Here is a 13,869-nt window from a genome sequence, read left to right on the forward strand (position 1 = left end):
TGCTATAGTTTTCGTGTTTTCCGTGCACGGGTATACATTTCCAAATATTTTTTTGCCGAAACCTTCCATGAAAAATCCTTCTGCATTCCTTCTGAGATCATCTTTCTCAGCTTTGCCCTGTCCGTAAAGACACAGAACGCCCTCTTTATGGACTCCATCATGCCGGATGAAGTGTAGTCAGAAAAAAGAAACCCTGTACCCCTCGAAAGCAGAGGATGGTAGTCCTCCACCGTATCAGCAAGTCCTCCGGTCTTCCTCACGATCGGGACCGCGCCGTATTTGAGCGAAATGAGCTGCCCGAGTCCGCACGGTTCATACTTCGAAGGCATCAGAAAAAAGTCGGATCCGGCATAGATCATATGTGCAAGCTTATCGCTGAATCCTATGTTCACCGAAACCCTGCCCTTATACTTTTTCGCTGCCAGGTTCAGGCCTTCATGAAATGCTTCATCTCCTTTTCCCAGAATAGCAAGCTTAACGTCAAAAGACAACAGTTCAGGCATTGCCCCTATCACAAGATCCATGCCTTTCTGCTCGGACAGCCTTCCGACTATCCCGATTAGGGGGGTCTTTTCGACAACAGCGGATTTTTCAGTTCTGAACAGCATACGGAAGATTTCCCTCTTGCACGCTTCCTTCCCCGAGAGGTTGTCATGACTGTATACTGCCGGCAGGAATGCATCCTTTGAAGGATTCCATTCCTCATAATCCAGTCCGTTGGTAATCCCGAAGAAGTCGCTTTCCCTTGTCCGTAAAATCCCGTCGAGCCCGAAACTGTATTCCCTGCTGAAGATCTCCTTTGCATACGTACCGCTCACGGTATTCAGGAGATCGGCAGAAATGAGGCCTGCCTTCAGAAAATTCATTCTTCCGTAGAACTCTATGCCTTCAGGGGCAAAGAACTTCCACCCGAGATTCGTAAGGGGCATATCTGACGCAGGGAAAAGGCCCTGATAGCCGATGTTGTGGATAGTCAGAACCGTAGCAGTCTTCCGGAACAATTTTTCCGCTTTATACAGGGACCGCAGATATAAGGGCACCATCCCGGTCTGCCAGTCATTGCAGTGTATGATATCCGGACTGAACTTCAGTGCCTTGCATGCTTCCAGTATTCCCCGGGAAAAAAATATGAATCTCGATGCATTATCGCCAAAGTCTCCTTCCGGAGTCCCGTAGAGTTCCTGCCTGTCAAAAAAATCGTCACACCCGATAAAAATATTCGAATACTGGTCACTGAACAGGGCTCCCCTGAAAAGTCTGTCTCCCACAGGCACCTTGACGGTAAGACCGGTATCCTTCAGGGACTGACTGCTTTCCCTTATTTTCCTGTACAGGGGCAGAACAATCCTGGCATCATGCTTTATTTTCCTGAATTCCTTGCACAGGGCACCTGCCACATCAGCGAGGCCGCCAGTCTTCACATAAGGCACGGCCTCGGGTGCGGCAATAAGAATTTTCATATTTTCGCCTCTCTCATGAATTTTGCTGATTCCTCGGGAGGCGTCGGATTGATATAAAAGCCTGACCCCCACTCGAATCCCGCGATTTTTGTAAGCTTTGGCACCAGCTCCAGATGCCAGTGATAATAATCATTTTCCTCTTCCGTGAAAGGCGATGTATGCAGGATAAAATTATACGGCGGGATATCGAGAATCTTGTCGGTCTGCCTGAGCACAACCTGAAGTATTTCAGCCAGCGGCATGAAGTTATTGTCGGGGGGATAAAAACTTGACTCGTGTTTTTTGGGAAGTATCCACGTCTCGAACGGCGCGCTCGGCGCGAACGGGGCGAGCGCGACATATCGTGCATTTTCAAAGATCACTCTTTTTTTCGCTTCAATCTCCTGATTGATGACATCGCAGAAGATACATCTCTCCTTCAAATCATAATAGTGTTTCGCAGAATCCATCTCTTCCCTGACCAGCTTGGGGATAATCGGAAGGGCAATGAGCTGGGTATGTGAATGCTCGAGAGATGCGCCGGCAGCATCCCCTTCGTTCTTGAAAATAAGCACATACTTGAAACGCTTGTCTTTTTTCAGGTCTGTAAGCCTGAGATAATAGGCCCATAACGCGTCCGCAACTTTTTTCAGCGGCATCGTCGACAGCGATTCCATGTGGTCAGGCGTTTCGACGATGACCTCATGCGCACCGACACCGCTCATCTTGTCAAAGATCCCTTCGCCGCTCTTTCCGAGTTCCCCGTAAATCTGCAGCGCCGGGAATTTGTTCGGCATTACCCTCAGTGTCCAGCCCGCAGAGTCCGGTTTGGAGCCGGGGGGACGGAACGCAATGATCTCTGACGGCGTTGTATATTCATTTCCGGGGCAGAACGGACAGAAGCCCCCTCTCTTTTTCTGGGAAGGAGAAGCAAAATCTGTCGGCCTCTTTCCTCTTTCAACAGAAATAATAACCCAGCGACCGGATATCGGATCCTTCCTAAGCTCAGACATGTTTCCTCCACTCTCCAGCTTCGAGCACAGGAAAATATCGCGATTTGACTCCGTCAAAATAACGTGCTCCAGACACGTCCTTTGAACCTGCGTGGGAATCACAGGCAGTCCGGATCCCGGAGAATAATCTTTTTATATACACTGCTTTTTTCCGCTGTGCTCTAGGCTTATTCAGTACCTTAAATTTTGGTATATTATATCACAAGGATAGAGAATCACTCATGAAACCTACGTTCATTCACCGTCTTGTCAATGATCCGTTCGAAGATCCCTTGCTGTATGTCAGGATCGTCAGAGAAAAAAGAGCGATGCTGTTCGACGCAGGAAATATCAACCGGCTGAAACCCGGGGATCTGCAGAAAATCACAGACGTTTTTGTGACCCATACCCATATCGATCATTTTATAGGCTTTGACACGCTCATCCGTGCTCTCCTGCGGCGTGAAACCCCTCTCAGGGTCTACGGCCCCTCGAATATCGCAGACTGCGTTGAAGGCAAACTGAAAGGCTATACATGGAATCTCATAAGGGAATATCCGCTGAAGATTGAAGTGTTCTCCGTAAACAGCGACAGAATATTCCTTTCCAGTTTTCTCGCGCAAAACTGTTTTGCGAGGTCGGATCATGTCTCAACCGAATTCAGTGGAACGCTTTTGAAAGAACCTCTCCTTACCGTAAAAGCGGTCCAGCTGGACCACCAGGTTCCGTGCCTCGGATTTTCGCTGGAAGAGGAATTCCACATTAATATCAACAAGGCATCTCTGAATCAGCTGGGGCTTCCTGTAGGGCCATGGCTGTCGGAACTAAAATATGCCATCAGGGAAAAAAGGCCGGATGATACAGTATTCATCATTGCCGGAAAAAAATATCAGCTGGGAGAACTGAAAGCAATCACAAAGACAACAGAAGGACAGAAGATTTCATATGTGACGGACATTTCAATGAATAGTGAGAATATCGGGAAAGTCATTGATTTTGTCCGGGGGTCTGACACCTTTTACTGTGAAGCGTATTTCATGGAAAAGGACAGGGACAGGGCTGCGGAAAGATTCCATCTCACTGCACGCCTGACAGGGGTGATTGCACGGCAGGCAGGTGTGAGGAATCTTGTCGTCATGCATTTTTCGCCAAAATACAGGAACAAGACCGAAAGTCCCAAGGACGAGGCAATTGAGGCATTCAGGAATCCCGCTGTCTGAACACCAGCACGGCATTCAATCCGCCGAACCCGAAGGAATGTGAGATTGCATGTACTATCCCGGTTTTTCGCGGTTCGGTCACATAATCGAGGTCGCATTCCGGGTCCCTCTCCTGCAGGTTTATCGTCGGCGTAATAATCCCCTCGTTCATGCTCATTAACGTAAACGCAGCCTCAAGCGCACCGGATGCCGCAAGCATATGCCCTGTGAGAGACTTCACTGAGGTTACCGGAACCCGATAGGCAAGTCTTCCGAGCGAAAGCTTTATCGCCTCGGTCTCGGTTTTGTCTCCGAGAGGTGTTGAGGTGCCATGGGCATTGATGAGATGGATATCAGAGGGTTGCAGTTTCGCCTGCCTTATGGCCATGGTAATGGCCCTTGCCTCTCCCTCTGATGAAGGCATTGTCTGGTGGAAGGCATCGGTGGTATTTCCGTATCCTGTTACCTCCCCGTAGATGCGGGCACCCCGCTTTACCGCATGGTGCAGGTCTTCCAGGACAAGGATGCAGGAACCTTCTGCAAGCACAAACCCATCCCTCGTCCTGTCAAACGGCCTGCTCGCAGCCGCGTTACGGACAGAGGAAAGAGCGCCTGAAGAACCGTATCCTGCGACACAAGTCCTGCATACAGGCGCCTCTGTACCTCCGCACAGCACCGGATACCGGTACCCTGACTGTATCAGCCGGAACGCCTCTCCGATGGCATTTGTTCCGGATGCACATGCATTGGATATTCCGAGACAGTATCCCCTGATCCCCAGCTTCTGCGCCACATAGGAAGCTGCCATGCTGATCGTCGTTGAGGGCATGAGATAGGCAGAGGTACGGACACCATGAGGAGCATTGCCTGAAGAATAGAGCTTGTGCATTTCTTTCTCCACGGTTCCTATCCCTCCGCGGCTTGAACCGATAATCACACCGGCTGATGCAAGTGCCCGGGTGTTGCTCACTTCCTGCGGTTTTCCTGTCAGTCCCGCGTCCTCCGCAGCCATCACCGCTGCAGCGACCGCATAGTGTACAAAAAGATCAAGACGGCGTATCTCCCTGTGCGCGAGATACGTCTCCGCATAGAATCCCTTCACTTCCCCGGAAACACCCCACTGCATGCACGTGGCATCGAATTTTTGAATCGGCATGATACCGGATATCCCTGATTTTGCCGCTCCCCATGCCTCACGGAGCGAGTTTCCGATGGGGCTCACAACACCTATCCCTGTCACTACTACCCTTTTCATCTGATTTATAATAGCACAGGGGAGACGCCTTCAATCCGCGGTTTTGCCCTCGCAGTACTCATATGTTATGATTATTAGTATCCTATGCGGGCAGGAGGATGATTGGTCGGGGAGATACTCAAGAAACGACGGGAAGAACTGGGGCATGATCTTAGGGACATCTCCAATATCCTGAAAATCAAGCATGATTACCTGAAGGCAATCGAGGAAGGTTCGTTCGAGAAACTTCCTGAGCCTGTATATATAAAAGGCTATATCCGGAAATACTCAGAACACCTTAAGATAGATCCTGAAACCACTCTTCATGCGTATAATCAGCAGGTATCTTCAACAGAAAAGAGAGAAGTCCCGGATCATCCGGTTACGCTGCAAAAACGTTTCAAGCTCAGGTATGTGGTAATCCCCGCTATTTTTGCCGTTGTTGTCGCAGTTTCTCTCTCTGTCATTTCCTCATTCACTTCAAAAGAACCGGCAGATACGCGCAATATTCCGGAATCCCAAAAGCAGCTTTCTTTGCCGGCTGAACCAGCGCAAAATACCCATGATACTGTTCCGCAAAGCCAGCCATCCCCTGAACCACCTCAGGTTCCCGCAAACACAGTCATTCCCGGACCAGAAACAGCCGGAAAAACCCTTCCTGCTGACCATACGCCGCATACTCTGGAGGTAAAGGCAACCGATATTACCTGGTTCTCTGTCAGGATAGATGAAAAAAATCCCAGAGAGATTACGATAACTCCCGGTGAAACTCTGAAATTTCACGCGGAGAAAGTCTTTTCGCTTACAATCGGAAATGCGGGCGGAGTGAAACTGATTTTTGACGGCAAAGAGGTCAGGAAACTTGGAGAAAAAGGGGAAGTTGTGAAAATCACTCTGCCTGAATCCCGGTTGTAAAGAGGAGGTTCTGAACTATCACAGCGCATTGACTCTTGTCATGCAGGCCCAATATAGTTAGCTGATGCAGCCAAAGAAAGACAAAAGAAGATTCACACGATACAAACACAAAACAGACTTTTACCTTTCCTATAAAAATACCTCAATAAAAGCCTGGATTACCGATTACTCCCTGCAGGGCATCGGGTTCCTGATTGATGCTCCGCCATCAACTCCTCTTGAGACAGACGTACATTTTCATATTCATATACTTCAAGCCGATGGGGAAGGCAAAATAATATGGTCTGAGACAACCGATTCCCAGATCAGGGGAGGAATCGAGATAAAAGAAATCCGCGGGTCTCTCAGGCACTATCCGCTGGCTGATATACTTATCGATCTGCAGAGAAGCCTGAAAACAGGGGCCCTCGACATCCGGAGCGGCCCGTTTATCAGAAGAATCTATATCAGAAACGGCGCGCTGGTTTTTGCAACTTCCAATAAGGAAGAAGACCGTTTTGTCGAAGTTCTTCTCAGGACAGGGAAGATAACCAGCGATCAATATTATCAGATAACCGACCGTGCGCAAAAAAAGGGGAAAAGTCACAGTGAGATCCTTATTGAACTCGGATATCTCTCTTCTCAGGACATCATCCAGGCAATACAGTATCAGGTCGAGACGATAATCCTGAGCCTTTTTCAGCTGGAAGACGGAGCGGTTACTTTCGTTGAAGGCCCGATGGTGTCCGAAAAGGCCGTGAAACTCAGGCTGAACGCAGCAGATATCATATTCCGGGGGATAAAAACAATAAAAAACCCCCAGCACATCGAAAACGTTATGCCTCCGGCAGATACCATACCGGTAAGTTCCATCGAAAAGTCAGCTCTGCAGGAGGACATTGTTCTCGAAAAACCGGACAGGGATATTTTGGAATTAATCGACGGGAAACGAACAATAAAAGAAATACTGTCGGCATCGCCAACAGACGCCTTCAGGACGATCAAAACCCTGTATGCCCTTCTCAGTCTTCAGATAGTCGAAATGACCGAGACAGAACCCCCCGTAGAGGAAAAACCGCATGACGATACGGTAACTGAACCGGAACTTGTGGATGACCCCGATTTCGTAAAAAGAGTCGAAGAGCTGTACGGCAAAATAGACTCCTCCGACTATTACAGTATTCTCGGGGTCGAAAAATGGGCCACGCTGGAACAGATAAAAAAAGCGTATCATAAGGCCGCCAGAGAATTCCATCCCGACAGACATTCCGGATCGTCGTCTTCTGCATTAAGAATGAAACTGAACACGACCTTTTCCCGTCTTACGGACATATACAAAATTCTGTCCGATTCCAAACTGCGAATGGAATATGACCAGCGCCTGACACAGGGACCGGACACAATGCGGACAGACAACATCGCCATGGCAAGAGCAGCTTACAGAGAAGGGAAGGAGGCATTTCACAGGGGAATGTATGCCGAGGCAAAAGAACTGTTTGGACGGGCTGTGTATCTTGACAGTTCGGTACCCAACTACCATTACTACCTGGGACTTATATATCAAAAAGAGAAAAGGTTCCATGAGGCAGGGAAGATCATGACCGAGGCACTGAAACTCGACCCGAATAATTCTGAATATCTTGCTGAACTCGGCTATCTGTACATCCACCTGGGATTTCCGCTGAGGGCAAAGTCTGCCTTCGAAAAGGCGATAAGAAATGACCCCCGCAATAAAAAGGCTCTCGAGGGACTGCAGAAAGTAAAAGCTGTTGCCGATTGAGTCCTGAATAGTAAATAATACTGGAGAGAAAGCAGGCAAGTGAAATATGATCAGAAGTACTTTCAGCATATTAAACGGTATCGGCGAAAGGCTTGAAAAAAAACTGTGGCGCTCGGGCATACTTACCTGGGGAGATTTTATCAATTCCCCCCGGATAGACTTCCTGAATCCGCTCAAGAAGAATCTCTATGATTCACGTCTGTCCGAAGCCCTTACCGAACTCGCGAATGCAAATGCGGAATATTTTGCAGCTTCCGTCAAAAGAAGGGAACACTGGAGACTTTTCGAAAAATTCAGGGGAGACGCCGTCTGTCTAGATATAGAAACGAACGGCCTGATGCCCGGAAGCGGCGGGTATGTGACCATGGTCGGCATGTTCGACGGATTCGATTACAAATGTTTTCTTAAAGATGAAAACCTCTCCCCCGGGATCCTGAGAAAAGAACTCTCCGGTTACAAGTATCTGATTACATTCTATGGCGCAGGATTTGATATCCCTTTCCTCATGAGGTCGATGCCGGGATTGAAGTTCAACATTCCGCACTTTGACATCTGCTTCGGAGCCCGAAAAATCGGATTCAGGGGAGGCCTGAAGAAACTCGAAATAGAACTGGGCATTTTCAGAGACGATAGCGTCAGAGATATGGATGGATATGATGCGGTAAAACTCTGGGAGCAAAGTCAGAGAGGAAGCCGGGAAGCGCTCGATCTGCTCAGAACCTACAACAGGGAAGATACCGTTAATCTCTGCAAAATAGCCGATATCGTGTATCACAGGATGAGAGCACAAACAGGAATAGAGGAGTACCTCTAAATAAACCGGCCTATGTACAGCATCCTGCGCAGCATCTCCCTTGCACATATCCTTAAAGAGAGATATGCACAGGTATTGCTTAAACGCGGGGTTCTCCCCCTTCTCGAAAATCTCGACAGATGTATCGAAGCCTCGCAGAATAGCATGATTTCAGCAGGTGTTGTTACGGAGTGTGCTGATTGTGCGCAGAACGAGGAAGGGACCTGCTGCGGACTAAGAACGGGAAACAAGTACGACAGCCTGATTCTTCTGGTAAATCTTCTGCTGGGCAGGTCACTTCCAGAAAAAGCGCAATTCCCAGACCGTTGTTATTTTCTCACGGATAAAGGATGTGCCCTGAGAGCCCGCCACGTCATCTGCGTGAATTTCGTTTGCCAGCGCCTCAGAAACAGCATACCCATCGCTGCACTCATACGCCTTCAGGCAATTGCCGGCGAGGAGATTCACACGCTCTTTCTCCTCGAGGAAAACATCAAAAAAATAATAGGTCATGAAATAGCAGCCATAAAAAAACAGGAACGACATGTTTTGCAGATTCGTATTTAGTGCTTTTTTGGTCCTGATCTGCGCATCAGCGTTTGCACACGCTTCCGGCCCGGACAGCAAGACCCTTTCCTCCTCATACGAAGACGCCCTTCTGCATGCCATTAATCTGTACAGGGTCGACAAAGGATTGTCCCCCCTGTCGCCAGATACCACTCTGTACACGCTGGCAAAAAACCATAGCCGGTATATGACACAAAAAAATGCGCTCAGCCACGACTATTTTCAGGAGAGATTCAACCAGTGCCGCCGTTCTCACTGTGTCGAAAATACCGGATGGAACTATGCATCTCCGGAAGCACAAATGGTCGCATGGAAAAGTTCCGTCGGGCATAACGCAAACCTTCTCAGCACAAAAATAAAAAATGCAGGGATTGCAAAAGTCGGTTCTTTTGTCACATTCTTCGCCTGTGACTGAGCAAAGGCTTTCTGTTACGTGTCTTTTTTCTTTGCGGCATCTGACAGAAAGACAATGCAGTCATCACACATCTTCCCGGAGTCCCTCCTGCAAATCATCCTGTTCAGTTCCCAGCAGGGTTTTGTTTTATCTATATACGCAGAACACTTCTGTCTTTTTTCCTTGGGGCACTCCGTCATTTCCCAGCACGGAAGATAGTTGAGAAGTTTTTTTATCCCTTCAATACTTATTTTTTTGTTATGTATCAGATCTCTGAGGCATTGAAGCCACTTGATGTCGTTTTCTGAGTAAAACCTGTTTTTGTTTCTTCTGGCGGGTTTTATAAGTTCATGTTTTTCGTAAAGGCGTATTGTCTGCTCAGCGGTGCCGATCAGCTCTGCAACAACCCCGATTGAGTAAAGGGGCATACTCTTTTTATCTTCCCAGAAAATCTTCTTTTCAGTTTTTCTCTGTTTCACCATCTACCAGCCAGCCTGAACGGATATCCAAAGAAGACACATTTCGGAGTATCTCGAAAAGATCCGGGATACTGCTTCTCACCCGAATCACCTTCCTCCCAGTTTGACGGAACACTGCCTTCTCTATCTCCTGTTAAGGATAGCACAAAAACACAATATATCAAATTAGAATTATTAATTTACTTATTAAATATAGCTTTAGTTAATATTAATGTCAAGATATTCCTGATAATTTTGCATGACAGGTTCCTGAAGCAGCAAAAAAACCCCCGAAAACGACAGGCGATGCAGTGCTGATTTGAAATCCTGCGATCCTATTGGGGTGATAACTGACAGCGAAGGTTCTTAATCCTTACTTGGCAATAAAGAGGGGTGATAAATTATGGTGCCCTGCTTATTTAAGAGCATAACATCTTCAAATCAGAGTCAAGAGCCGTTGGTCACTCTTTCCGTCAGCGGCATTCTGCCGGTACCAAACCGTAGCCTACGCGGTGGGCATTTACTTCCCGGAGGCAGAGGAACCGGCATCTTTGTTTTCCTTCTCCTTATACCGCTCCATTACTATACGCTCAGCCTCAAGCCAGTTGTCGAGGTCGCGTCCCTCGATCTTTCCGCTCTTCTCATAAAGCTCACGAGCTATTCTGGCTATCTCGTCATACCATTTCATCGTGTCGTGCCCTCCGTTTTACAATCATTTGCATACCCCATAGAGCTCCGGACCTTCGGATCGCACCCCGTAACAGCTGCAGGTACCGGTCCTGCTGATTCAGAACCCCGGTGAATGCATTTCAAAACAGATTTTCCTGACAATCCAGATAATTATAGCAATTAACGCTCACGAAAGAAACCGATCAGGCGTCTTCTGCAGCATACTCTTTCCGCCGCATTCTGTTTAGCGTATATAGAGATGCAAAAGATGATATTTCCCATCAATGATGTTGGGAACATCCCTGAGTTTCTGCCCTTTCCACTGTGATTCACTCCAGATAAAAGGTCGTCCTTTGACATGAGGTGAACCATACTTCATCCAGAAACTGGGGTATGGCGAATTGAGATCGAATATCCCTTCAAGGTCTTTCGCGTATGAAGCCATATTCGCGGAAAACACCTTGGCATCAATCGAGCCGTCGGGCACGGTCTTCGGGGTGGGAGTCAACCCGTAGCCAAGATCCCACCTCCCGTAAATTGAAAGCGGATTGTCCGGATCGGTATAGGTAATAAGCGCCTTTGCGCTTTCAATATCGTTCAGATTGCTGATCGCCTTAAGGAACTGATACCTGCGTGCAGGACGGGTATCGATTGCATGTAAATCGTCCCTGATCTGGTAGGATACCGGATAATTGATGCCGAGGATATACTCTGCAGTGATCAGTTCCGGGTCATATCCTTTATACAGGGCATCCGGCTTTGTGATGACATCGTATCCGTTCTGGCCGTTCGGCTTGAAAAACACGAAACTCTTGTACGACATTTCTACCAGGCCTATCTCACGGGTCTTCACATCGACTATCATGTACCCGTTCATATAGGTGCCCGAAGGTTCGAGCGAGAGATAATCGAAAAACTCATCGAGGGACCCGGAGAACTGCTCCGCGAGGGACGACCTCCATACCATCCAGAGCGCGTCTTTCTTTGGCTGACTGTAGGTGGCATGATGGGTAGTTTCGTTGAACATTATGCCCCTGTTGTTATAACCAAAATCGGTAAGAGACGAAATCAGGCCGGGAGACAAGGTGTTGAAAGTCACAAACGTATCATTGATAGAGAGATTCATTGCCATGCTCTGCGCAAGAAATCCGTACCAGGAGTTATGGGCAATATAAATATCGTCCGCCGTTTTCTTCACAAAGGCCGAACACTTCGGCAGGCGCAAGGGGGTCGGTGCGTCAACAAGAGAAGCGATTACATCCATCAAATCGGCGCTGCCGTTAATAAAATATATGTCCATAAATGTAAGATCCGGAGTCTCGTATCCGAGCAGAAGTTCGGAAGGGCTGAAATAGCCCACATCAGGAAGCCATTCTCCGCTGAAATCAAGCGTTGCAGGAGTTTCAAGCAGTGTCCCGTGGTAGATGCCCAGCATTCTGAAAAGAAGCCGTTTCAGATTCTGCGCGGTTACAGGGTTCGGCTGTTTCCTTATATACTCAATAGTGTAGGCATAATTATCTTTCAATACTCCCAAAGCGGTCGAAAGCTCCCCCTGTGTGGGAGGTATCTGTGCAGGAAAAGCGTGAGAAGGGTCTGTAAGGTATGCAACATCCCAGTAGTTGTCTCGTGCCGAGACAATAAGGTTCCGCTGGAGCTTTCCCTGGATAAAGCCGGCATCATACTCTGCCTTAAGGGCATTCTCGTGCTTTGAGACAATAGTCACGTTATATATGTTGTCCACGAGCTTCATGGCACCCTGCGCATTCGGTCCCAGGCTGAAAGTGTTTATTTTATTCTCTTTCCCGGAACTTCCTGACCCACCGCAGCCGACGATAAAAAAAATCGCGGAGATAAGAAATACGATACAAAGAACTTTTTGGCATGATTTCATTGCATACATTCCTTTCGTACTACAAATAATTCTCTCACAGCAAGTATTGCAAAAAGGAGGTGAAGCCTCGATCTTAAAAACACACTTGTGACGATATCTATAGTTTGTACATCTTTTTTTCATAGCAATCAGGGCAGAGTCAACTGATAGCTTTGCAGACATTTTCTGGTGCGAGAGAGGGGAGTTGAACCCCTACGGTTTTACCCACTGGATCCTAAGTCCAGCGCGTCTGCCAGTTCCGCCACTCTCGCATAGTTGATTTTATAGGATATTTCGGCATACGGTCAAACATGCCCGACCTCCGCTGTCGTAGAATTGTAGTAGTTTCTATCCAGAACCTCTACGCTTGCCCTCAAACTCTCAGGGTAATGATGGGCATACCTCATAGTCATATCTTAGACCGGTGAATCAAGAACATGCGGTGGTTGAAGTCAATATGATTCCACTCAAGGTTAAGGATTTCGCCGCGTCTCATGCCCGTATGGAGCGCCATAATGAGCAACGGCCTAAGCCATGTGGGATTTGTCGCCTTGTCGATTAGAATCTTTTCTTCTTCAAGAGCGTTAAAAAAATTGATAGCGTATCCTATTTATTGGATACGCTATCATCAAACCGGGATGGGTGAAGGCTTGGAAAGCCGAGAGAAGCTTTTTTACCCTTCCCTTTTTATCTTGCCTTCAAACTGCCAACAAACCTGACAGCAGAAAAATATCTTTTTGGGGAGTCCCTGGAGGGGCGGACGGGAGCAGCATCCTCCCCCTTGAGGTTCTTCCCCCCTTTGGGAGTTCCTTAACTGGAGGGGGAGACCGGAAGGGGGGTGTCCAGAGGGGGGAAGGATCGGCGGGGGAGGGCTGTCATACTCCGTATTCGGAAAACAACTTCAGTGAACAGAGTCAATTCAGCTGATGCTAAGCAGGTTCTCTTTCTTTTTAAAGTCAATGCTCTTAGAAATAAGCAAAAAGTGTGGATGCCAGCCACAAAGATAGAATTTTGCTATTTTTTAAAATCGTTGAATACCGGATAAAACAATGAAAACTGTAAAGACAGAACGATAAGCATCAGCCGCCTACCAGACCACCTCTGAATCGTGCAAAGACAATCCGAGGTCGGCTGGATGCGCTGGTTGTGTGTCTTGTATTATTTTGCATCATTGCCTTTGTCCGAGAAGTAGAGAGTCATCCCTTGGCGGGGATATTGCCCGAAATAATGAAGTCTGAAATTAGTGAATCGCTTTTTATCAAAGACATCCCGGTATTCGATACGTCCATGCAAATAAATAGCGTATTCCCTATTGGCGACTTTGATAATTTCTTCAGGCGTAAGTGGACGGTTGAACCACAACGCCTTAGACATAGTGCCGTTGCTGGCAAGGGTTGCAGAGGAAATCTCAGCCAACTTAGGCACTTCCAAATGTGGATTTTCAACCGGCCCTAGGAGTACAATCAAAAAGTGTGTAAATAGATGAGTAGGCGGTGTATCCTTTTAAGGTTGAACTGGAATCAACAAAAGAAAGGAGACACCACCATGAGAAAGGGTATCACCGGGGCAGTACAGCCGTC

The 13,869-nt window shown here is 47.7% G+C and carries 14 protein-coding genes and 1 tRNA gene; 6 read left to right on the top strand and 9 right to left on the bottom strand.

What is annotated here, in order from left to right:
- Positions 1 to 2 precede the first annotated feature (2 nt).
- Entirely contained in the window at positions 3 to 1,460 is a 1,458-nt protein-coding gene (glgA, locus tag AB1552_12825) for a glycogen synthase GlgA (GenBank protein ID MEW6054650.1), read from the bottom strand.
- A complete protein-coding gene (galT, locus tag AB1552_12830) occupies positions 1,457 to 2,452 on the bottom strand; it encodes a galactose-1-phosphate uridylyltransferase (protein ID MEW6054651.1) in 996 nt (331 codons plus the stop codon). Before galT ends, glgA begins: the two co-directional genes overlap by 4 nt.
- A 221-nt stretch (positions 2,453 to 2,673) precedes the next feature.
- Between galT and AB1552_12835 the strand changes: the two genes are divergently transcribed.
- Positions 2,674 to 3,651 carry an MBL fold metallo-hydrolase gene (locus tag AB1552_12835; GenBank protein MEW6054652.1) on the top strand — a complete coding sequence of 326 codons (978 nt, stop codon included), beginning with the start codon at positions 2,674 to 2,676 and terminating at the stop codon, positions 3,649 to 3,651.
- Here AB1552_12835 and AB1552_12840 read toward each other — a convergent pair.
- Positions 3,632 to 4,885, bottom strand: a complete 1,254-nt coding sequence (locus tag AB1552_12840; GenBank protein ID MEW6054653.1) for a beta-ketoacyl-ACP synthase II — start codon at positions 4,883 to 4,885, stop codon at positions 3,632 to 3,634. The two genes, AB1552_12835 and AB1552_12840, sit on opposite strands and share 20 nt — an antisense overlap.
- Before the next feature lie 102 nt (positions 4,886 to 4,987).
- Here AB1552_12840 and AB1552_12845 point away from each other — a divergent pair, with 102 nt between their 5' ends.
- The 5 genes from AB1552_12845 to AB1552_12865 all read left to right on the top strand — a co-directional run bounded on the left by AB1552_12845 (position 4,988) and on the right by AB1552_12865 (position 9,313).
- On the top strand, positions 4,988 to 5,779 hold the full coding sequence (locus tag AB1552_12845; GenBank protein ID MEW6054654.1) for a RodZ domain-containing protein: 792 nt from the start codon (positions 4,988 to 4,990) through the stop codon (positions 5,777 to 5,779).
- A gap of 64 nt (positions 5,780 to 5,843) precedes the next feature.
- Positions 5,844 to 7,538, top strand: a complete 1,695-nt coding sequence (locus AB1552_12850; GenBank protein MEW6054655.1) for a DUF4388 domain-containing protein — start codon at positions 5,844 to 5,846, stop codon at positions 7,536 to 7,538.
- A gap of 46 nt (positions 7,539 to 7,584) precedes the next feature.
- On the top strand, positions 7,585 to 8,352 hold the full coding sequence (locus tag AB1552_12855) for a ribonuclease H-like domain-containing protein (GenBank protein ID MEW6054656.1): 768 nt from the start codon (positions 7,585 to 7,587) through the stop codon (positions 8,350 to 8,352).
- A 12-nt stretch (positions 8,353 to 8,364) separates the two neighbouring features.
- A complete protein-coding gene (locus AB1552_12860; protein MEW6054657.1) occupies positions 8,365 to 8,898 on the top strand; it encodes a hypothetical protein in 534 nt (177 codons plus the stop codon).
- A 7-nt stretch (positions 8,899 to 8,905) separates the two neighbouring features.
- A complete protein-coding gene (locus AB1552_12865) occupies positions 8,906 to 9,313 on the top strand; it encodes a CAP domain-containing protein (protein ID MEW6054658.1) in 408 nt (135 codons plus the stop codon).
- Between the two features lie 14 nt (positions 9,314 to 9,327).
- Here AB1552_12865 and AB1552_12870 read toward each other — a convergent pair whose 3' ends face one another.
- The 6 genes from AB1552_12870 to AB1552_12895 form a co-directional block, all read right to left on the bottom strand.
- Positions 9,328 to 9,774 (bottom strand): MerR family transcriptional regulator, encoded by a 447-nt coding sequence (locus tag AB1552_12870; GenBank protein MEW6054659.1) that lies wholly within the window; start codon positions 9,772 to 9,774, stop codon positions 9,328 to 9,330.
- A gap of 496 nt (positions 9,775 to 10,270) precedes the next feature.
- Positions 10,271 to 10,438: a DUF2934 domain-containing protein gene (locus tag AB1552_12875; protein MEW6054660.1), complete on the bottom strand. Its 168-nt coding sequence runs from the start codon at positions 10,436 to 10,438 to the stop codon at positions 10,271 to 10,273.
- Positions 10,439 to 10,663: 225 nt separating this feature from the next.
- Entirely contained in the window at positions 10,664 to 12,310 is a 1,647-nt protein-coding gene (locus tag AB1552_12880; protein ID MEW6054661.1) for a hypothetical protein, read from the bottom strand.
- Between the two features lie 166 nt (positions 12,311 to 12,476).
- Positions 12,477 to 12,561, bottom strand: a tRNA-Leu gene (locus AB1552_12885).
- 137 nt (positions 12,562 to 12,698) lie between these two features.
- Positions 12,699 to 12,899 carry a tyrosine-type recombinase/integrase gene (locus AB1552_12890; protein MEW6054662.1) on the bottom strand — a complete coding sequence of 67 codons (201 nt, stop codon included), beginning with the start codon at positions 12,897 to 12,899 and terminating at the stop codon, positions 12,699 to 12,701.
- A 548-nt stretch (positions 12,900 to 13,447) separates the two neighbouring features.
- Positions 13,448 to 13,705, bottom strand: a complete 258-nt coding sequence (locus tag AB1552_12895; GenBank protein MEW6054663.1) for a hypothetical protein — start codon at positions 13,703 to 13,705, stop codon at positions 13,448 to 13,450.
- Between the last annotated feature and the right edge of the window lie 164 nt (positions 13,706 to 13,869).

This window comes from Nitrospirota bacterium (assembly GCA_040754395.1).
Lineage (GTDB): Bacteria > Nitrospirota > Thermodesulfovibrionia > Thermodesulfovibrionales > SM23-35 > JBFMCL01.